This is a genomic window from Nocardia sp. IBHARD005 (assembly GCF_052814245.1).
The window spans coordinates 6245089-6265822 of the sequence record NZ_CP199935.1; the positions used below are offsets into that span (position 1 = coordinate 6245089).

The following is a 20734-nucleotide window of genomic DNA, read 5'->3' on the forward strand; positions in this document are numbered from 1 at the left end:
TGGTTCATTTCGTCAGTCCGAGCAGTGCGGCGGTGAGCCCGTAGTCGGGGCCGAAATCCTGGACGTTTCCGGTGCGGCAACCATCGGCCCGCATCTGGATCCGCTCACAGAACACGCTGACGATCTCGCCCGAGAGAGCGGTACCGATCAGCGCGTGGAGGCGGACGAAGCCCTTTTCCTTGTTGATGGCGCCGTCGATGTTCTGCATGAGCAGCGGCACCACGTCGACGATCTCGACCAGCGCGCCCGAGTTGGCACGCAATTGGTTGGTGACGCTGGTCAAGCCGGTGAGCGAGGCGGCCAGTTCTTCCTGATGCCCGGCGAAGGTCGTCGAGGTGTTGTTCAGGAACTGGTTGAGCTGGTCGAGAGTGGCCTGCAGACCGGGTGCCTGCTCGGCGAGCAGCCCCGACAGGGCGGTCATCCGGTCGCTGAAGTCGCGCACCGACTGATCGTTGTCGGCCAGCATCGTCGTGAGCTCGTTGAGCTTGATGATGATGTTGGAGATGGCGTCCTTGTTGTCGACACCGACCTTCAACGCGCCGGAGAGCGCGTCGAGGGTTTCCCTGATCTTCTGGCCGTTGCCGTTGAGCACCGGGTAGAGCACCTGGCCCGACAGCGGGCCGAGACCCTCCTGGCCCGGTTCGGGCTTGAGGGCGGCGGCGAACTGGTCGATGGTCTTGATCATCGTGTCCAGCTCGACGGGCGTCCTGGTCCGCGCCTTGGGCAGGTGGTCGCCGGACTTCAGCGCCTCACCGCCGGTGTAGGGCGGGCTCACCTCGATGTGGCGGTCGGTGACGATCGAGGGCGAGATAATCGCGGCGATCGCCTCTTTCGGGATCTTGACGCCCGCTTCGATGGTCATGTGGACCTCGACGTAGGTGCCCTTCGGCACGATCTTGTCGACCTTGCCCACCGCGAGGCCGAGGACCATGATCTCGTTGCCCTCGTACATGCCCGCGATGTTCTCGAAGTCGGCGGTGATCTTGGTCGAGCGGCCGAGCGCGTCGTCGAACTGGCTCGGCAGCAGCGAGCAGCTACCGAGTGCCAGCGCGGTGGTGGCGATCATCATCGTCCGCGCGATGCGGAGCTTGTTGGTCAGTTTCATCCTTGGCACCCCTGGATCACCTGAACGAAGCACAGCCAGTTGTCCGGGAAAATCCACGGCAGTGACACCGAACCGTAGTTACCGTTGCCGAGCGCGTTGTTGAAGTAGCGCGCGGTGGGCTGACCGATCTGCAGCAGCTTGTCGAGATTGTCCTTGTTCTTCTGCAGACCCTCGGCCATGGTGTTGAGCTGGCTGATGGTGCCGCCGAACTGGTCGCCGTTCTGGGCGCCGATCTCCTCCAGCTGACGGGTCAGCGTGGCGACGTTGTCGAGCAGCTGGCGCAGCAGACTCTGCCGCTCCATCACCCGGTTGGCGATGGCCTCGCCCTGGGTGATGACGAGCAGGATCGAGTTGCGGTTGTCGGCGAGCAGCTGCGTGACCCGATTGAGGTCCTTGAGCAGGCTGTCGACCTCACCCTTGCGCTGGTCGACGACCTTGGCGACCGCGCCGACGCTGTCGAGCGCCTGGGCAACCAGCTCCGGCGAATCACCGAGCTGGGAGTTGATGGTGTTGAGCGAGGCGGCGAGCTTCTTGGTGTCGAGCGCCTCGAACTTCGGCGTACCGACCTGCACCACATCGGCGATGTCGTAGGGCACGTCGGTGTTGCTGCGCGGGATCGTCTTGTTCTTCAGGCCCGATCCGTCGCCGGGCGCCAGGTCGACGTAGCGCGCGCCGAGCAGGGTCGCCATCTTGATCGAGGCGTGCGCGTCGGAACCGAGCTTCAGCGAGCTGTCCACATCGAGGGTGATCACCACGTGATCGCCCTCGATCTTCGCACCGGAGACCGTGCCGACCTGCACACCGGAGACCGCGACCTTGTCGCCGGTCTTGATGCCGGCGGCCTGCACGAATTCCGCGTCGATGGACTGCTTTCCGAGCCCGATGAACTGGAAGATGCTCGAACCGACCAGCAGCAGCACGATGCACAGCGCACCGACCACACCCAGCCAGAAATTGCGGTTACCGACGAAGACTGACTTGATCTTGCTCATCTGCACACCTCGGAATGGCCGTTGCCACCGATCTGGCTGAACAGACCGCGTGGGAACAGAACCCCGTACAGCGAGATGTCCAGACCACACACGTAGGCGTTGGCGTGGGTGCCTTCCGATGTCATCCGGCCGAGGTCGGCGAGCATGGACGGCATGTCGATCGCGACCTGGTCGAGCTTGGCGCCATTGGCCAGCAGCAGATTCAGCGCCGCGGTGGTCGAGTTCTGGGTGGCCGCCAGCTTCGGCTGGATCTTGCTCATCATCCCGACCAGCGCGGTCGTCGAATCGGCGAGGGTGACCGTGGAAGCCTGCAGCGACTGCCCCTGGTCGTAGAGTCCGCCGATCAACGCCCGGGTCTGGGTAACCAGGGTCTCCAATTCATCCCCTCGCTGTGCCAACCCGGCCATCACACCGGACAGGTTGGTGATCACGTCGGACAAGATCGCGTCGCGACGCTGGAAATCGGTGGCCAGCTGGGCCGCCTGAATGATGAACGCCGACAGCGAAACCCCGTCGCCCTGCAGCGCCTGGATCAGGGTCTCCGACATCGCGTTGACCTCGGCGGGCTCGAGCGCCTCGAACAGCGGCTGGAAACCGTTGAGCAGGGCCGAGATATCGAACGAGGGCTCGGTGCGGTCGAGCGGAATGGTGGAACCGCTCTCGAGCGCCTCCGGGCTCGGTGCCGCGCCCGGAGTCAGCGCCACATAGCGCTGACCGATCAGGTTCTGGTACCTGACCAGGGCCTTGGTGTCGTTGAACAGTGTCTGGTCGCTCTGCACGATGAACGACACCTTGGCGTCGTTCTTGCCGTCGAGCTCGATTTTCTCGACCTTGCCGACGCGCACGCCGGCCATCCGGACATCGTCGCCGGGCCGCAGCCCGAGGACATCAGTGAAGATCGCGGTGTACTTGCGCGTATCACCGTCGACCGTGCGGGCCAGTGTGTTCCACACGACCACGGTGACGAGCAGTGAGACGAGCGCGAAGATACTGAACCCGATCAGTGGCTTGCGGATACTCATGCGCCACCCCCGTTTTCGGACACTTGCAGGGTTCCGCCCTTCAAAATCGGACCGAGCAGCAGATATTCGGACGCGTTCGGCTTGCGACCGAGCAGCTGAGTCATCGCCGCGTCACCGGAGTAGGAGATCGGTGTGGCGGCGGGCACCGTCGCCGGAGCGGGCGCCGCTGCCGGAGCCGGCGCGGGCGCCGGCGCACCCAGACCGGGCAGACCCGGAATCTGGATCGACGGGACCAGGCCCTCGAGCGGCGTGCCCTGGAACGGCTTGATCTCGGTGCCGTTGGCTGTGTGCATCGGCGAGACACCGGGACTGGTCAGACCCGGAATGTCGGGCATGCCAGGGAGCGAAACCAGCGGCGGCAGGCCCGCGGCCGAGTCGAGCCTGCGCGGACGCAGGTTCTCCGGAATCGGCGGCAGAGAAACCTCGGCCGGTGCGGTGAAGCAGCTCGGTCCGAGCAAGTCGCCGTAGCGCGGGCAGTCGGCGACGGTGTTGGGCTTGTACGGCGTCAGCGTGAGGCCGGCGTTCCACACCATCTGCTTGCCGCTCGGACCACCATGGAAGGTGGTGTTGAGCTGGGCCAGCGAGGGACCGAAGACCTGGAAGGTCTTGGTGATCGACGCGGGGTCGGCGGCCAGCGCGCCCAGAGTGGCGTTCATTCCGACGGTGGCTTCCTTGCCCACATCAGGATTCGACGCGAACAGGTCGTTCACCCGGTCGGTGGTGGCGCTCGCACCGGCCAGCAGCGCGATCAGCTGTTCCCGCTTGGTGGCGATGGTGTTCGCTGTCTGCACCGAGGAGCCGAGCACATTGAGCAGTTCCGGCGCCGACTGGTTGAGCGCGTGCGCCGAGTTGGAGAAGTTGTCGAGCATGCCGCCCAGGTTCGGGCCCGCGTCGGCGACCGTGGTCAGCCAGTGGTCGAGGCGCTGGATGGTCGAGCCGGGGACCCGGCCGCTGCCGTCGAGTGCCTGGGTGAGGGTGCCGAGCACGCGACCGAGCTTCACCGGGTCGACCTCGTCGAGGATGTCGCGCACCGTGGTGAGCGTGTCCTGCAGCGCGATCGTGCCCTGGCTGCGGTCCTCGGGAATCTGCGAACCCTCCTTCAGGTGCTGGGAGGTCGCCCCGTTGTAGACCAGCTCCACGGAGGTGACCGCGAACAGGTTGGACGGCACGACGCGCGCGGTGACGGTGTTCGGGATGCCCTCGGCGAACTCGGGCTTGAGCTCGATGTTCACCTTCTGCTCGGCGTTCTTGTCGATCTCGACGTTCTTCACCACGCCCACGAGCACGCCGCGGAACTTCACGTCGGCATCCGAGGGCAGGCCGTCACCGGTGGTCGACAGGTTCGCGACCACGTTCACCTTGGGTATGAAGAAGCCCTGGTACCGGGCGGTGAGGAAAGCCAGGATGATGCCGAAGACGATCAAACCGGCGATACCGGCCACATACAACTGCTTCATGGTGGGACCGCGCCCACTGGGATCGATAATCATCGCGCGCTTACCCCGAGATCCTGATGCCGGGGTTGATGCCCCAGATCGCCAATGTCATGAGGAGGTCGGCGAACACGACCAGGATGATGCACATCTTGATCGCGCGGCCGGCGGCCACGCCGACGCCTTCGGGACCGCCCGAGGCGAAGAAGCCGTAGTAACACTGGATGAACGTCGTGATCATGACGAAGATGATCGCCTTGAGCATGGAGTAGAGCACGTCCGTCGGCACCAGGAATTGGAAGAAGTAGTGCGAGTAGGTGCCCGACGCGGTACCGCCGATCAACTGCACGGTGACCGAGCAGGCCAGATACGCCATCGTCAGACCGAGGCAGTACAGCGGCACGATCGCCATCACCGCGGCCATCATCCTGGTGCTGACCAGGTAAGGCAGCGGGCGGATGGCCACCGATTCGAGCGCGTCGATCTCCTCGGAGATGCGCATGGCGCCCAGCTGTGCGGTGAATCGACAGCCCGCCTGGGCGGCGAAGGCCAATGCCGCCAGCAGCGGGCCGAGCTCGCGGGTGGTGGCGAACGCCGAGATCGCGCCCGTGATCGGGCTGAGCCCGAGCAGGTTCAGCGAGGTGTGGCCCTGAATGGCCACCGTCATCCCGCCGAAGGCGCTGATGATCAGGATGACGCCGATGGTGCCACCACCGACGACGATATTGCCGTTACCCCAGGTGACGTCGGAGAGCAGACGCCAGATCTCCTTCGGGTACTGCTTGAAGGCCAGCGGGATGGAGCCGACCGAACGCAGGAAGAAGAAGACCTGGTGGCCGAGGCGGGCAAGCAGGTCGCCGGGCGCCTTGCTGGCTTTCTGCAGCGACCGGATCGGCCGCAGTAGCGGAGGTACGTAAGTAGATGACATGGCTCAGACCACCTGTGGGGGGAAGACAGCGGCGTAGATCTGGGTGATCGCCACGTTGACACCGAGCAGCATGACGGTGGAGCTGACCACCGCGGAGTTCACCGCGTTGGCGACACCACCGGGGCCGCCGCGAGCATTGAGCCCGCAGTCGCAGGCGATGATCGAGGCGATCAGACCGAACAGGACCGACTTCAACAGCGCCACCGCGAGGTCGCGGGTGACCGCGAACGAGGCGAAGGTGCTCATGTAGGAGCCGGGTGTACCGCCCTGGGCGAAGATGTTGAACATGTAGCCGGTGAGGAAGCCGACGAAGACGACGAAGCCGCAGAGCAGGAAGCTGACCAGCATCGCGGCGCCGAGGCGGGGAGACACCAGGCGGCGCAGGGGGTCGACACCCATGACCTTCATCGCGTCGATCTCTTCACGGATGGTGCGCGAACCGAGGTCGGCGCAGATGGCCGAACCGACGGCACCGGCGATCATCAGCGCGGTGACCAGCGGGGCGCCCTGCTGAATGATGCCGAGGCCGTTGGCCGCACCGATGAACGAGGTGGCACCGACCTGACCTGCGACCGCGCCCACCTGGATGGAGACGATCACCGCGATCGGGATGGCGACCAGCAGTGTCGGCGCCGCGGCGACACTGGCCATGAACGCGGACTGCCGGATGAACTCATCGAAAGGAAAACGCCGACGGAAGATCGCGACGAACAACTCCGTGATCGCTTCGATACCCATCGTGATCTGTCGACCGAAGGTTTCCAGCGACTTCTTCGGATGGTCGTCCCAAAGGCCCTTCGTCCAGTCGACAGCCTCGCTGACTCGTGAACGTGTGGGCGGACTCTCGGTCGACTGCACTGCATAACCCCTCTCGACGCCGGACCCTCAACGCTCCGGCGACTTGTTTGCTTGACGCACCTTACTACGGAGTAGCGCAGAACACATCACCGACATGTGAGCGCTGTCATAGATAGAGGTCACTGTCCAAAACGGCTATGAGACCGGCCATACCGGACCCTACAGCCCGCAATTCTGGGATTCCGGGGATTACGCGCGAACGCCTTTTGTTACATGGTTTCCCAGTACCAGCGGTCGCGGTAAAGGAATATTGCGGAACTTTGTCATTCATAACGAAGGCCTCGCCGAATTATCTGAACACATCACGCGAGAAACATGAACGACGCGCTGCGACAAGATTCCAATAGGGAATCGCTATGACCACGGCCGCGCGAAGGCGCACGACTCGCCCAGCAAACGCACCGGTCCGGAGGCGCGCCCGGGACCGAATACAGGCACGATAGACAGACCGTATTGATATCGTGCGAACTTCCGACATCTGGAGGGACATGTTCAGCAAACTCGCCAAGGTGGCCAACACCGCCTTCGCCCTCGCCCTCGGTGCAGCGCTGCTCGGCACCGGTGCGGCCACCGCGCAAGCAGGCCCCCCGGTGATCGGCGGCGGCTCCGGCATCGTGATCGACAACGCGTTCGAGTGCACCGTCACCACGGTCGGGTACGACGGCGCAGGCAGGCTGGTCGGCCTGACAGCGGGTCACTGCGGCGACGCCGGGGCCACCGTCACCGCGGAGGTCGATCGTGGCTACGGCGAGATCGGCCGGTTCGTACACAGCAATTCCGAACTCGACTACGCGGTCATCGAGTTCACGCCAGGCAGGATCACCCCGGTCAACCGGATCGGCAACGTCACCATCACCGGTATCGGCGGGCCGGCACAGTTCCCGACGATCGTCTGCAAGGAAGGCCGGACCACCGGCAACACCTGTGGCATCACCTGGGGTGATGTTTTCCAGACCAATACCGAGACCTGGTCGCAGATGTGCGTGGTCGAGGGCGATTCCGGCGCGCCGGTCGTCGTCGGGTCGACGCTGGTCGGCATGGTGAACGCCTACCTGGCCGTGGCCTGCTTCGGACCCGAGGTCGGGACGAATATGAACTCGATCATGAACGACATCAACGCCCGCGGCGGCGTCGGTTCGGGTTTCCACCCGATCTAGCGCCTTTCACTTCCCGGATGTCGAGCGGGTCGCGTGGTTGTCCACGCGGCCCGCTCTTGCTATGCGGCAAGCGATTTCGGTGCGATCGCGGGTCCATCGGCGCCCGCGCAGTGCGGCATCGCGGTGTCGAAGCCCGCGGCGAAGGCGACCGGATTGCCGAAGGCACCGGACAACCCGGCCAGACCGGGCAACGCCGCCACCGCGAGTAGCTGTGCCGTTCGCGCCACGGCGTTGTTCACCCCGGAGGCGATGCCCGCCTCGCCCTCGCGCACCGCGCCGGTCAACGGCGCTACCAGCGACGCCATCGAGGAGCCGAGGATGGTGGCGAGCAGAATCCACCGGCCCGTGGCCGAGTTCAGCCGAACCGTCTGGGGCACCACCCCAAACTAGCCGCCACCGGCGTCTTTGGTCGGACTACAGGCTCTTCACGCAGACGACGACGCGGCGCTCGGCGTATTTGAAGCCCGAATCGGCGGCGTCGGGGCAGTCGTCGACGCTGTCGGCGTTCTTGTTGATCGTGATCACCTTGACCGGTTCGGTCCCGCCCTCGCCGCACTCGATGCGCTTGGGTTCGTCGCCGCCCACGTCGAGGCAGCCGCCGATCACCCAGTCGATGTCGAGGCACAGCGCGCCGGTCTCGATGCCGTTGAGCGTCTCGGCGTAGAAGTTGTCGCGATCGCTGACGCAGCCGGTGCTGGTCTTGGCCTTACCGATGACCTTGTAGTTCGACGAGCGGCTGCCGCACGCGGCCTTCTCGATGGTCGCGTCGTTGACGGTGCCGCCGAGCGACACGCAGTCGCCGATATTGGCCTGGAAGTCGGTCTTACCGCCCTTGCTCGACGTGGGCGCCGGCTTGCTGGTGGTCGACTTGCCCGGCTTGGTGGTCGGCGTCGCACTACCGGTCGCGGGGACGACGTCGATCGCGGGCTGGGCGTAGCCGTCGATCTTGCCCCCGCACGCGGTCGCGACCAGCGCGGTCACGGTGATGGCGACCGCACCGACGAACCGTCCCGTTACCTTGCGCCGACCCGATCGAGGATGCGACCGCGACGGTGCGGAAGGTCGGCCCTGGGGCAAATCTGCAAACACCCATTGTGAATACACCACCGGAGCCACCCCCGTCGACTCGAGTCCGATAGGCGGGTCACTGCGATACCCTTGGGATTCCGGTCGCCACGTGCGGCGCAGGGCCCCCGATCGTGTATCAGGAGGTCACCGTGAGCAGTACCCCGGCACCAATACCGACCGGCGATTTCGCGGCGCCACGGCAGATGGTGGTCGATCCGCGCTTCATCCGCCTCGCCGATCATTTCTTCGGGATGTTCGCCCAGCCCAGCCGCGGTGGCGGCGCGCTGGCCATCTACCTGGACGGTAGCCCGGTCGTCGATATCTGGGCGGGCTGGGCGGCCAAGAATCAGCGCTGGACCGGCGAGAACGTCGCACTCACCTTCTCCACCGGCAAGGGCGTCGCCGCCACCGTGCTGCATCGGCTGGCCGAGCGCGGGCTCATCGATTACGAGGAGCCGGTGGCCACCTACTGGCCGGAGTTCGGGGCGCACGGTAAGGACGACATCACCGTGCGTGACGTGCTGTCCCATCGTGCGGGCCTGCATCGGGTGCGCGGGCTGGTGCCCGGTCGCGAGGGCATTCTCGACTACGACGCGGTGGTGACCGCGCTCGCCGAGAGCCTCGCCGACCCGCGCCGCATCCGCAGCTCCGGCTATCACGCGATCACCTTCGGCTGGCTGGTCGCCGAGATCGTGGCGCGGGTGACCGGCGATCCGTTCACCGAGGTTCTGCGTCGAGAAGTGGCGCAGCCCTTGGGAATCGACGAGTTCTGGTTCCAGGTGCCGCCGGGTGAGCGGTACCGGATCGCGAAGATCTTTCCGCATCTGGCGCCACCGGGGATCCGCTGGAACACCGCGTCGTCGGTGCTGTCGTGGGTGCGGCCCGCGCGCGGGCTGGCCGAGGCGGGCATGCCGGAGAGTTTCGACGAGCTCGTCCGCGACCCACGGGTGCACGATGCGGTGATGCCCGGCTGGAACGGGGTGTTCTCGGCGCGGGCGCTGGCCAGGATGTACGGGGCGCTCGCCAATGGTGGGCAGGTGGGCCAGGTGCGGTTCCTGCGGCCGGAGACGATCGAGACGATCAACCGGACCCAGCAGACCAGCAGCCGCGACTATGTCCTCGGCCTACCGCTGCGATTCACTCTCGGCTATCACCGGCCGGTGCTGATGACCAAGCAGCAACCGCGAAATGCCTTCGGCCACTACGGTGTCGGCGGCTCGGGCGCGTATGCCGATCCTGATCTCGGGATGTCGATCGCGTTCGTCACCAATCGGCTCGGCGGGGCCGTTACGGCGCTCGGTGACGCACGGCTGGCCAAGTTGGCGGCGATCGCCCAGGGGACCGTACGCACGGCCCGTGCCTGATCGAACCGACGGGCGGAGCCCGCCGTAGTACAGGACATGAGTTCGCTGAACCCCGCCCCCGCCGCGCCGCGCTTGTCGTTGCTGCACGGCGTCGCCGCGGGGCGGGATTTCGGGAGTTACCTGCGACGACGCGCTGCCCGCAGTGATCCGTTCGCGGTCGGGTTCCCCGGGTTTCCGGCGGTGCTGTTCACCGGAACGGCCGAGGGGGCGCGCGAATTGTTCCGGGCGCCGGTCGCACTGCTCGAGCCGCCACGGCCCAATCCGATCGAGCCGATGGTCGGGGCGGCCTCGCTGATTCTCAGTTCCGGGACGCGGCATCGCACGGATCGCACACTGCTGGCGCCCGCGTTGCACGGTGCTCGGGTGCGCTCGCTCGGGAAGGTGATCCGCGACGCGACGCTGAACGAGATTCATTGCGGCGCAGGTGGTCCCTGGCGTATCGGCACCCGGATCGATTCGCTCGCGGCCGCGCGGACCATCACCCTGCGGGTCATCCTCGCCACGGTGTTCGGGTCCGATTCCGATCGCGAAGCCGAATACGGCGATGTGGTCACCGATTTCCTCACCGCGTTCACCACCCCACTCATGGTGGCGCCCGTATTACGCCGTGGCATAGGCGGTTTCGGTCCCTGGGAGCGGTTCACCGCGGCACGGGCACGGCTGGACGAGCTGCTCCTGGCCGACATCACCCGACGACGCCGCACCGGCCCCGCCAACGGCGACCTGCTCGACCTCCTCCTCACCACCCGCTACGACGACGGCACCGCCCCCACCGACACCGAACTGTGCGAACAGCTGCGCACGCTGCTCGTCGCGGGCCACGAAACCACCGCGACCACCCTGACCTGGGCGCTCTACCACCTGCACCGCGAACCCGGCCTGCTCACCCGCCTGCTCGCCGAGCTACCCAGCGCAGGCGATGACCCCGCCGAACAGGCCCGGCTACCGCTACTCGACGCCGTCTGCCAGGAAACCCTGCGCCTGCACCCACCGGTACCGATCGTGTTGCGCACCCTGAAGGAGCCATTGCGCTGGCGCGGAGTCGACGTGGCGGCGGGCGCCACCATCGGTCTTGCCGTGGGCGTACTCCACAGCCAGCCCGCTACCTGGCCCGCACCGCACCTGTTCCACCCCGACCGATTCCTCGATCGCACCCTCACCCCGTTCGAGTTCGCGCCGTTCGGCGGCGGTCACCGGCGATGCATCGGCTCGACGCTGGCCGACCACGAGCTGCGGATCGTGCTGGCGACGCTGCTGACCGAGGTCCGGTTGACCCTCGACCCCGCTCTGGCACTCGGTCGTCGACCCCGCACAGTGCCTCGCAATATCGCGACCGCGCCGGATCGGGCGATCCACTTCACACGGACCGGGTGATCTGCCTCACGTGGTGTTCGAGACTCACACCCCTGTGCTTCCCGGCTGTTCGCGCGCACCGCTATCGACTCGCCGCTGTGAGCGCGGCGTTTGGCGAAGGCCGATGAATAACAGCGCGTTATGTGATGCACCACACATAGTTGCGGTTCCGTAATCACCGCGCAACGCGGCTGGCACCTGGTCACCTGGTGCGGGTAGTAATGGAGGGTCAGGGTCGGGGAAGTCGTTACCCCGTAGAGACCCGTTGCGGCCTCTGCGTCAAAGAGAACGAGCGTCACTGAGTAGATCTCGCGCCGCCGCACGCGGAACGAGAGATGGAATGGACGAGAAACCTATGCACTACGAGGCAAATACGCAGCAATCGCACTGGCTTCGCCGGGGTCTGCTGCTGTCGGCAGCGATCGCAGCGACCGGCGCGTTGGTCGCCGTGCCCGCGCAGGCTCAGCCGACTCTGCCGGGCTTCGGCGCCGGTTCCAGCCAGCCCGCGGTGAACGAGCCCGCGCAGCAGGCACCCTTCGCGCCGCCGAACATCAACATCGCCGATGGCGAGACCGTCGGCGTCGCGCAACCGATCATCATCACCTTCGCAGAGCCGGTCGAAGACCGAGCAGCCGCCGAGCGCGCCATCAAGGTCACCTCGAGCAAGAACGCGCCGGGCTACTTCTACTGGACCTCCAGCAAGCAGGTCCGCTGGAAGCCCACCGAGTTCTGGCCCGCCAACACCGACGTGACCGTGGTCGCGGGTGGCACCACCAGCTCGTTCCACATCGGTGACGCGTTCGTCGCCACCGTGGACGACGCCACCAAGATGATCGTCGTGACGATCAACGGTGAGGTCGTCCGCGAGATGCCGACCTCGCTCGGCAAGCCCGGCTACGAGACCCCCAACGGCACCTACATCGTGGGTGAGCGGCTCGAGAAGATGACGATGGACTCGTCGACCTACGGCGTGCCGGTCACCGATCCCGAGGGCTACAAGCTCGAGGTCGAATACGCGACCCGCCTGTCCAACAGCGGCATCTTCGTGCACGCCGCCCCGTGGTCGGTCGGTCAGCAGGGCTACTCCAATGCCAGCCACGGCTGTCTCAATGTGAGCACCTCCGACGGTAAGTGGTTCCTGGAGAACACCCGTCGCGGTGATGCCGTGGTCGTCACCGGCACCAAGGGCGGAACCCTCAGCGCGGGCGATGGTTTGGGCGACTGGAACTGAGCTGATGCGCCTCTCCGCGTATTCTGGCCAGACTCAGGTGGGTTAGCTGTCGGCTACGCGGCCGGCAGTCGGGTGGGTGCGGAGTCAGCCGGTTCCCGGTGAGTTACCCATGTACTCGCTGAACAAGGGCCGAACAATACGATCAAACGGGGTCGTGTTGTTCGGCCCTTTGCTGTAATCAGTCCTGTGTGCCCGATGTTCAGGAAGTCGGCGGGCAGGGTTAACCACTGGTTCGCCATGCGCCGTAAAGCTGCGGCGGTGCGCAAGAGTCCAGAGCGGGTACTGCCCGGGAGAAGCCGCCAGTGGCAGGACTACGCGCTGTTCGTGGTACTCGTGGTGCCGAACCTGGCGCTGCTCACCCTGTTCGTTTACCGGCCGCTCGCCGATAACATCCGGCTATCGTTCACCGACTGGAACATCGCTGATCCGGTGGCGAATTCGGTCGGGTTCGACAATTACATCGAATGGTGGCAGCGCGACGACTCATGGAAGGTCGTCAGCAATACGCTGATCTTCACCGTGGCGGCGGTCGTGGTGAGTATGGCGCTCGGTCTCGCGCTCGCCATGCTGCTCGATCGAAAACTGTTCGGGCGCAATGTAGTCCGCTCGGCTATTTTCGCGCCATTCGTTATTTCGGGCGCGGCGATCGGCGTGGCTTTCCAATTCATCTTCGATCCGAGTTTCGGTCTGGTACAAGACGTTCTGCACCGGCTCGGCGTCGGCAATGTGCCGGACTTCTATCAGGATCCGGAGTGGGCCCTGTTCATGGTGACGCTCACCTACATCTGGAAGAACCTCGGCTACGCCTTCGTGATCTATCTGGCCGCGCTGCAAGGTGTGCGCGCCGAATTGCTCGAAGCGGCCGAAATGGACGGCGCGAGCAGTTGGACTCGATTCACGAAAGTTCTTCTGCCACAACTACGTCCGACGACGTTCTTCCTGTCGATCACCGTGTTGCTCAACTCGCTGCAGGTCTTCGACATCATCAATGTGATGACGCGTGGCGGACCGCTCGGCAACGGCACCACGACGATGGTGTTCCAGGTGTACGAGGAGTCGTTCCGCAATTTCCGGGCCGGCTACGGCGCCACCGTGGCCACGATCATGTTCGTGGTGCTGCTGGTGGTCACGTTGATCCAGGTGCGCGTGATGGATCGAGGCGAGCGATGAAACATGTAGGGCCAGAGACACTTTCGTACCGGCGTCGCGAACGCGCTGTCACCCTGCTCGGCTACGCGGCGATGGTGTGCGTGTTGATCATCGTCGGGGTCCCGCTGTTCTGGATCCTGATCACCTCGCTCAAGGACCGCTCCGACATCTACACCCAGCCCGCGGTCTACTGGCCGCACAGCTGGCATCCGGAGAACTACAGCCACGCCACCACCACGGTGCCGTACTGGACGTTCCTGCGGAACTCACTGATCGTCACCGGCGTGGTGTCGGCGGTGAAGTTCGCGCTCGGTGTGTTCAGCGCGTACGGGCTGGTGTTCCTGCGCTTCCCCGGCAAGAACATCGTGTTCCTGGTGATCATCGCGGCGCTGATGGTGCCCAACCAGATCACGGTGATCTCCAACTACGCGTTCATCGCGCAGCTCGGCTGGCGAAACACCTTCCAGGGCATCATCATTCCGCTCTGCGGCGTCGCCTTCGGCACCTTCCTGATGCGCAACCATTTCCTGTCGCTGCCCGGTGAGGTCATCGAGGCGGCGCGGATGGACGGCGCGAACTGGTGGCGACTGCTCACCAAGGTGGTGCTGCCGATGTCGGGGCCGACGATGGTGGCGTTCGCGGTGGTGACGCTGGTCAACGAGTGGAACGAGTACCTCTGGCCGTTCCTGATGGCCGATTCCGCCGATGTCGCGACGCTGCCGGTCGGCCTGACCCTGCTGCAGAACACCGAGAACCCCAGCGTCACCAACTGGGGGCCGGTGATGGCGGGCACCGTACTCACGATGCTGCCGATCCTCATCGTCTTCCTCGCCCTGCAACGTCACATGATCAAGGGCCTCACCTCCGGTGCGGTCAAGGGTTAGATCTCGAACAGGAGTTCGCCAGTGTCCAACTCACGATTCCCGGCGTTGAGTCGCCGTGGCTTCCTCGGCCTGACCGGCGGCGTTGCCGCTGCCGCAGCCCTGACCGCGTGCGCGGGCACCGGCGGCGGATCCGGCGATTCCGGCGACGCCAACACCATCACCTTCTGGTCCAATCACCCCGGCACCTCCAAGGAGCTGGAGCTGGAGCTGATCAACCGCTTCCAGACCGCGAACCCCGAGCTGAAGGTGAACCTGGTCGACGCGGGCAAGAACTACGAGGAGGTGGCACAGAAGTTCAACGCCGCGCTCACCGGTGGTGAACTGCCCGATGTTGTTGTGCTGTCGGATGTCTGGTGGTTCAACTACGCGCTGAGCAAGGCCATCGAACCGCTCGACGGGCACTTCGGTGCCGCCGGTGTGCAGCTGGGCGACTACGTCGACTCGCTCGCCGCCGACTACCTGTTCGACGGCAAGCACTACGCGCTGCCGTACGCCCGCTCGACGCCGCTGTTCTACTACAACAAGGACGTCTGGGCGAAGGCCGGCCTGCCCGACCGCGGCCCGAACTCCTGGCAGGAATTCGACGAGTGGGGCCCGAAGCTGCAGTCCGTCGTCGGCGCCGACAAGTTCGCGCACGCCTGGGGTGACGCCAAGAACTACCTGGGCTGGACCTTCCAGGGCCCGAACTGGACCTTCGGCGGCGCCTACTCCGATCAGTGGAAGCTGAGGTTCACCGATCCGGGCTCGATCGCCGCGGCCACCTACCTGCGTGAGTCGATCAACGTGAAGAAATACGCCGCGATCCGCCCGCAGATCGCGGTCGACTTCGGCACCGGCGTCGCCGCCTCGACCATCGCCTCCACCGGCGATCTCAAGGGCATCAAGAAGAACGCCGACGGCAAGTTCGAGGTGGGCACCGCGTTCCTGCCGCACCCGAACGGTCCCGGCGTCACCACCGGCGGCGCCGGTCTCGCTGTGCCATCGCGGATCTCGGACAAGCGAAAGGTGAACGCGCTCAGGTTCATCGAGTTCATCACCAACGCGGCGAACACCGCCTACTTCTCGCAGAACACGGGCTACATGCCGGTGCGCAAGTCGGCGGTCACCGATCCGACCGAGGTCGACTTCCTGGCGAAGAACCCGAACTCCAAGGTCGCCATCGACCAGCTGGCCGTGACGAAGTCGCAGGACTACGCACGCGTCTTCGTGCCCGGTGCCGACCAGATCATCGGCACCGGCTACGAGCAGATCGGCCTCCAGAACGCCGATCCGGCAACGGTTCTCGCAAAGGTCGCCGCCGACGTGCAGGCGATCATCGACCGGCAGATCACGCCCAAGCTGCCCAAGTAGTTCCCGGCGGGCCGGCGGTTGCTCGTGACCACCGGCCCGTTTCGCTTTCCCCCTAGGAGAATTCGCCATGGCGACTGTGCAGTTCGACGGTGTGACCCATCGCTATCCCGGCGCCGACGTCTCCGCCGTCGACGCACTCGACATCGACATCGCCGATGGTGAATTCCTCGTGCTGGTCGGCCCGTCCGGCTGCGGCAAGTCGACGAGTCTGCGCATGCTGGCCGGGCTGGAATCGGTCGAGGCGGGCACGATTCGGATCGGTGAGCGCGATGTCACCGACCTGCCGCCGCGCGCCCGCGACGTGGCGATGGTGTTCCAGAGCTACGCGCTGTACCCGAATATGACCGTCGCCGAGAACATGGGCTTCGCGCTGCGCAACGCGGGAATGTCGAAGTCCGGCACGCTGGTTCGGGTGCGGGAAGCCGCCGCGATGCTCGAACTCGAGCCGCTGCTCGACCGCAAGCCGGCCAAGCTCTCCGGCGGCCAGCGTCAGCGCGTCGCCATGGGCCGCGCCATCGTGCGCCGCCCGCAGGTGTTCTGCATGGACGAGCCGCTGTCGAACCTGGACGCGAAGTTGCGGGTGAGCACCCGTTCCCAGATCGCCGCGCTGCAGCAGCGTCTCGGCACTACCACCGTCTACGTCACGCACGACCAGGTCGAGGCGATGACAATGGGCCACCGCGTCGCGGTACTTCGCGACGGCAGATTGCAGCAGATCGCTTCTCCACGTGAGCTTTACGACAACCCGGTGAACACCTTCGTCGCCGGGTTCATCGGTTCGCCCGGCATGAACCTGCTCGAAGCACCCGTGGTCGACGGCGAGGCCGTCCTCGACGGTCTGCGAATCCCGGTGCCCCGCACGCTTTCCAGCGCTCGCGTGGTTCTCGGCATCCGCCCCGAATCCTGGGAAGTCACCACCGATCCCACCGGGATCACCGTGGTCGCCGAACTACTCGAGGAACTGGGCGCCGAATCGTTCGTCTACACCCACGGCGCGGGCACCGACTGGTCCACCCGCTCCGGCAAGATCGTTGTCCGGGTGGACCGCCGGTTCCAGACCACCCTGGGCGAAACCCTGCATCTGCGGCCCAAGCCCGACGAGGTCTTCTTCTTCGACGCGAAGACCGAACTGCGCTCGCGCTGATCTATCAGGACACCGCCTCGGCGGAGCGGCGGCCCGATCGGTCAGACCACGACGGCGAAGAATCGCACTGATCAGGGCCGATGATCGGACCCCACCCCACCCCAGCTCGTCGAGGCAGCGCGAACCGCACCCGAGCTGCCACGCCGAGCCGCTATCGCCGAACTACCCGGACCTCGACGTCGACCTTCGCTTGTTCGGCAGCTTTGGCAAGGCGCGCGTCGCAGGTCACCAGTGGTGACGCGTTCTCGGCGGCCACCACCAGGTAGGCCGCGTCGTAGGAAGACACGTTGTGGCTCAGCGCCCACACTCGCTCCAGGACCGAGCTGTCCACATCGATGTACTCGATGCCGGAGTACGCGAGGGCGCGGAACGCCTCGTTCGCGTCATCCTGATCGGTGTGCCGGGAGAGTACGGACTTGCGGAGCGTTCGAATGACCTCGAGCGGCATGTGGGACGGGGCAACCCAGTCGGTATCTTTGCCGAGCTCGAGTCTCGCGCGCTGACCGAATTCGTCTTGCCACAACAGGGCCGCACACATCGCGGACGCGTCGACGACGAGCACGGACTAGTCCCGTCCGCTCCGGATGAACTCCACCATCTCGTCCGCAGGCATCGTCGTGCCTCGCTCGATGTGCATATCCTCGAACAGCCGCTTGTTTCGCTCGCGGCGGTACTCACGCTCCAGGAGTCCGCGCAGGTACTGCTGGGTGGATTGCCCGCGTTCGGCGGCACGCTTGGCAAGCACGTCGCGGACCTCTTCGGGCACATCTTTGATTTGGATCGCGATTGCCATACCCCAGAATAGCATGCTCATGTCATGTTCATGTTCTCACGAACTTCACTTCCGCACAGTGGCCGCGTGTTCGCGGGCCTGTGTGACCGCCTTGGCGATACCGAAGGTCCAGACCGGGCCATGGCCGGGCAGGACCAAGGAGGCGTCGATAGGCGCGAGGGCGGTCAGAGCATCGAAGGCGGCTTCGGTCGAGTGGTGGAAGAATCTCGGGAGTAGTTGGGGGCCGCTGGTTTTCGAGGTCGGGTGGGCGGTGACGAGGGCGTCACCGGTGGCTACCGCGCCTGCGTCCGGTAAATAGAAGGCGCTATGGCCCGAGGTGTGGCCGGGGGTGGGGATGGGGGTTGGGGTGCCGGGGAGGTCGAGGGGGCCTTCGGTGGGGAAGGCCTGGATGTGGGGGACCGGATTCTTGCGTAGGCCGCCGGCGGCGGTGATGCTGAGGGCCCATGTGAGGGTGTCGCGGTCGGTGAGGCGTTTGATCACGTCTACGGGGGTAGCGGACTCGTGGACCTCACCGCGGGCGTGGGCCACTTCGATCGCGCTGGTGTAGACGGGGATCTTGTAGTGGCGGTGCAGGTGGTTCAGTGCGCCGACGTGGTCGAGGTGGGCGTGGGTCAGCAGAATCGCCCTGATGTCCTCGGGGCGGTGGCCGAGGGCTCGGATCGACTTCTCGATGGTGGCGGCATCACCGTGCCAGCCCGCGTCGATGAGCGTCAGGTCGCGGCCGTCGCGGAGCAGGACCATGTTCACATGGGTGCCCGTGATGGTGAAGACGTTGTCGGCTACCTGCTGGTGACGCATGAATCCCTCTCCGGAGCAATTGGTTTCGACCCTACCGGGAACCGGCAGGGTCGACACCTCATCACCAGATCGTGACGCGTTCCTCCGGTTTCAGGAACAGCTTGTCGTCGGGGGTCACGTCGAAGGCTTCGTAGAAGCTGTCGATATTGCGGATCACCGCGTTGCAGCGGAACTCCGGCGGGGAGTGCGGGTCGACGGCGAGGCGGCGGATGGCTTCCTCGGTGCGCGCCTTGGTGCGCCAGACCTGCGCCCAGCCGTAGAAAACGCGCTGCAGACCGGTGAGGTCGTCGATGACCGGGGCAAGCTGGCCGTCGAGCGAGATCTTGTAGGCGGCAAGGGCGATCGAGAGGCCGCCCAGGTCGCCGATGTTCTCGCCGATGGTGAACTCGCCGTTCACGGTGTGCTCGTCGTCCAGATCGGCGGGGGAGAGCACGTTGTACTGGTCGATCAGCGCCTTGGTGCGCTTGCCGAACTCGGCGCGGTCCTCGTCGGTCCACCAGTCCTGCATATTGCCGTCGCCGTCGTACTTCGCGCCCTGATCGTCGAAGCCGTGGCCGATCTCGTGGCCGATCACCGCGCCGATCCCGCCGTAGTTGGCGGCGTCGTCGGCGTTCATGTCGAAGAACGGCGGCTGCAGAATCGCGGCGGGGAACACGATTTCGTTCATGCCGGGGTTGTAGTAGGCGTTCACGGTCTGCGGGGTCATGAACCATTCGCCGCGATCTACCTCGCCACCCAGTTTGCCCAGGTCGCGATCGTGGTCGGCGGCGTAGCCACGGCGGTAGTTGCCGACGAGGTCTCCTGCGTCGATCTCGACCGCGGAGTAGTCACGCCACTTGTCGGGGTAGCCGATCTTGGGGGTGAACTTCTCCAGCTTGGTCAGCGCGGCGGCGCGGGTGTCGGGGCCCATCCACTCGAGGTCGGTGATATTGCGGCGGTAAGCCTCCTGCAGGTTGACCACCAGCTCGACCATGCGGGCCTTGGCCTGCGGCGGAAAGTGCCGGGCCACATACAGTTTGCCGACCGCTTCGCCGAGCAGTTCCTGCACCAGCGACACACCGCGCTTCCAGCGCTCGCGGTTCTCCTCGGCGCCGGTGAGAGTGCGGCCGTAGAAGTCGAAATATTCCTCGACGATCTCATCGGTGAGGAAACCGGCGCGCGCGTGCAGCACCTGCCACGCCGTCCATGCCTGCCAATCCGCCTGCGGGACCTCGGCCCACGCGGTGGCGAAGGCACGCAGGTAGTCGGGCTGACGTACGACGAGCTCGGCGAACAGGTCCGTGCCGTCACGGTCGAGACCTTCGGCGACGCCGTCTACCCAAGCAGCCCAGTCGAATTCCGGGTTCTCGGCGACCAAGCCGGCGAAAGTCGTTAGGTTGTAGCTCTTCTCGGCATCGCGGCGGCGTACGACATCCCAATGGCCTGCGGCGAGTGTGCGTTCCAGCTCGAACACGCGACGGGCGGCGTCGGCCGGGTCCGTGGGCAGCAGCCCGTCCAACGACGCGTCCGCGGCGGCGATGGTGAACATCTTGGTGATGTGCGCGATGTAGGCGTCGCGGATCTCCGCGAATTCCTCGGAGCGGTAGTAGGACTCGTCGGGCAGCCCGATGCCCGACTGGGTCGCGTGCACGAGGTAGCGGGTGGAGTTCTTGTCGTCGGTGTCGACGTAGTAGGCGAGCGCGCCACGAACACCGGTGCGCTGCAACCGGCCCAGTAGCGCGGCGAACGCACTCGGATCGGCCACCTCGGCGATCGAGCGCAGCTCCTCGGCGATGGGAGCGAACCCGGCCGCCGCGACCACGTCGGTGGCCATGAAGCTCGAGAACAGATCCCCGATCTTGCGGGCATCGGCATCGTCGGCCGCACCGGACGCACTATCGGTGATGATCGCCTGCACATCGAGCTCGGCCTGGTCGTACAACGTGCGAAACGCACCGTCGACGGCCCGGTCGGCCGGAATCTCATACCCGGCCAACCACTGCCCGTTGACATGCGCGAACAGATCGTCCTGCACCCGCACATCCTGATCGCGGAAGGACAGATCAATACCGGAAGGGCTGCTCAGATCCGAAGTCACGCGCTCCAGTATGCCGAAACACCGGCGG

General features: G+C 65.5%; 19 protein-coding genes and 1 pseudogene. 8 read left to right on the forward strand and 12 right to left on the reverse strand.

Annotated elements, in window-relative coordinates; translation table 11 throughout:
• Window positions 1–4: 4 nt before the first annotated feature.
• The 6 genes from ACTWPB_RS29280 to ACTWPB_RS29305 are packed head-to-tail and all read right to left on the reverse strand — an operon-like array spanning window position 5 to window position 6338.
• Window positions 5–1105 carry an MCE family protein gene (locus ACTWPB_RS29280; protein WP_446223668.1) on the reverse strand — a complete coding sequence of 367 codons (1101 nt, stop codon included), beginning with the start codon at window positions 1103–1105 and terminating at the stop codon, window positions 5–7.
• Window positions 1102–2097 (reverse strand): MCE family protein, encoded by a 996-nt coding sequence (locus ACTWPB_RS29285; RefSeq protein ID WP_446223669.1) that lies wholly within the window; start codon window positions 2095–2097, stop codon window positions 1102–1104. Before ACTWPB_RS29285 ends, ACTWPB_RS29280 begins: the two co-directional genes overlap by 4 nt.
• Entirely contained in the window at window positions 2094–3119 is a 1026-nt protein-coding gene (locus ACTWPB_RS29290) for an MCE family protein (protein WP_446223670.1), read from the reverse strand. The genes ACTWPB_RS29285 and ACTWPB_RS29290 overlap by 4 nt, the downstream gene beginning before the upstream one ends.
• Complete coding sequence (locus ACTWPB_RS29295; protein WP_446223671.1) at window positions 3116–4609, reverse strand: MCE family protein; 1494 nt, start codon at window positions 4607–4609, stop codon at window positions 3116–3118. Before ACTWPB_RS29295 ends, ACTWPB_RS29290 begins: the two co-directional genes overlap by 4 nt.
• Window positions 4610–4616: 7 nt before the next feature.
• Window positions 4617–5480, reverse strand: a complete 864-nt coding sequence (locus ACTWPB_RS29300; RefSeq protein WP_446223672.1) for an MlaE family ABC transporter permease — start codon at window positions 5478–5480, stop codon at window positions 4617–4619.
• A 3-nt stretch (window positions 5481–5483) separates the two neighbouring features.
• The gene (locus ACTWPB_RS29305) at window positions 5484–6338 is read right to left on the reverse strand and encodes an MlaE family ABC transporter permease (RefSeq protein WP_446223673.1); all 855 of its coding nucleotides are present in this window, start codon (window positions 6336–6338) and stop codon (window positions 5484–5486) included.
• A gap of 488 nt (window positions 6339–6826) precedes the next feature.
• On the opposite strand from ACTWPB_RS29305, the gene ACTWPB_RS29310 reads away from it, so the two are divergent.
• A complete protein-coding gene (locus ACTWPB_RS29310) occupies window positions 6827–7495 on the forward strand; it encodes a S1 family peptidase (RefSeq protein ID WP_446223674.1) in 669 nt (222 codons plus the stop codon).
• A 59-nt stretch (window positions 7496–7554) separates the two neighbouring features.
• Here the strand turns inward: ACTWPB_RS29310 and ACTWPB_RS29315 are convergent.
• A pseudogene (locus ACTWPB_RS29315) lies at window positions 7555–7815 on the reverse strand (MFS transporter); the annotation flags it as partial.
• Window positions 7816–7909: 94 nt separating this feature from the next.
• The gene (gene lppU, locus ACTWPB_RS29320; protein ID WP_446223675.1) at window positions 7910–8584 is read right to left on the reverse strand and encodes an LppU family putative lipoprotein; all 675 of its coding nucleotides are present in this window, start codon (window positions 8582–8584) and stop codon (window positions 7910–7912) included.
• Between the two features lie 182 nt (window positions 8585–8766).
• Between lppU and ACTWPB_RS29325 the strand changes: the two genes are divergently transcribed.
• From ACTWPB_RS29325 to ACTWPB_RS29355, 7 genes are all read left to right on the forward strand, one after another.
• Window positions 8767–9927 carry a serine hydrolase domain-containing protein gene (locus ACTWPB_RS29325; RefSeq protein WP_446226532.1) on the forward strand — a complete coding sequence of 387 codons (1161 nt, stop codon included), beginning with the start codon at window positions 8767–8769 and terminating at the stop codon, window positions 9925–9927.
• 36 nt (window positions 9928–9963) lie between these two features.
• A complete protein-coding gene (locus ACTWPB_RS29330) occupies window positions 9964–11301 on the forward strand; it encodes a cytochrome P450 (RefSeq protein WP_446223676.1) in 1338 nt (445 codons plus the stop codon).
• Between the two features lie 319 nt (window positions 11302–11620).
• Window positions 11621–12511 (forward strand): L,D-transpeptidase, encoded by an 891-nt coding sequence (locus ACTWPB_RS29335; protein WP_446223677.1) that lies wholly within the window; start codon window positions 11621–11623, stop codon window positions 12509–12511.
• A 258-nt stretch (window positions 12512–12769) separates the two neighbouring features.
• Entirely contained in the window at window positions 12770–13681 is a 912-nt protein-coding gene (locus ACTWPB_RS29340; RefSeq protein WP_446226533.1) for a carbohydrate ABC transporter permease, read from the forward strand.
• On the forward strand, window positions 13678–14544 hold the full coding sequence (locus ACTWPB_RS29345; RefSeq protein ID WP_446223678.1) for a carbohydrate ABC transporter permease: 867 nt from the start codon (window positions 13678–13680) through the stop codon (window positions 14542–14544). Before ACTWPB_RS29340 ends, ACTWPB_RS29345 begins: the two co-directional genes overlap by 4 nt.
• Window positions 14545–14565: 21 nt before the next feature.
• Entirely contained in the window at window positions 14566–15894 is a 1329-nt protein-coding gene (locus ACTWPB_RS29350) for an ABC transporter substrate-binding protein (protein WP_446223679.1), read from the forward strand.
• 67 nt (window positions 15895–15961) lie between these two features.
• On the forward strand, window positions 15962–17038 hold the full coding sequence (locus ACTWPB_RS29355) for an ABC transporter ATP-binding protein (protein ID WP_446223680.1): 1077 nt from the start codon (window positions 15962–15964) through the stop codon (window positions 17036–17038).
• 151 nt (window positions 17039–17189) lie between these two features.
• Here ACTWPB_RS29355 and ACTWPB_RS29360 read toward each other — a convergent pair whose 3' ends face one another.
• The 4 genes from ACTWPB_RS29360 to ACTWPB_RS29375 form a co-directional block, all read right to left on the reverse strand.
• Window positions 17190–17600, reverse strand: a complete 411-nt coding sequence (locus ACTWPB_RS29360) for a type II toxin-antitoxin system VapC family toxin (RefSeq protein WP_446223681.1) — start codon at window positions 17598–17600, stop codon at window positions 17190–17192.
• A gap of 3 nt (window positions 17601–17603) precedes the next feature.
• Window positions 17604–17852 (reverse strand): FitA-like ribbon-helix-helix domain-containing protein, encoded by a 249-nt coding sequence (locus tag ACTWPB_RS29365; protein WP_446223682.1) that lies wholly within the window; start codon window positions 17850–17852, stop codon window positions 17604–17606.
• Between the two features lie 24 nt (window positions 17853–17876).
• Window positions 17877–18629 carry an MBL fold metallo-hydrolase gene (locus ACTWPB_RS29370; RefSeq protein ID WP_446223683.1) on the reverse strand — a complete coding sequence of 251 codons (753 nt, stop codon included), beginning with the start codon at window positions 18627–18629 and terminating at the stop codon, window positions 17877–17879.
• 61 nt (window positions 18630–18690) lie between these two features.
• On the reverse strand, window positions 18691–20706 hold the full coding sequence (locus ACTWPB_RS29375) for a M13 family metallopeptidase (protein ID WP_446223684.1): 2016 nt from the start codon (window positions 20704–20706) through the stop codon (window positions 18691–18693).
• Window positions 20707–20734: the final 28 nt, after the last annotated feature.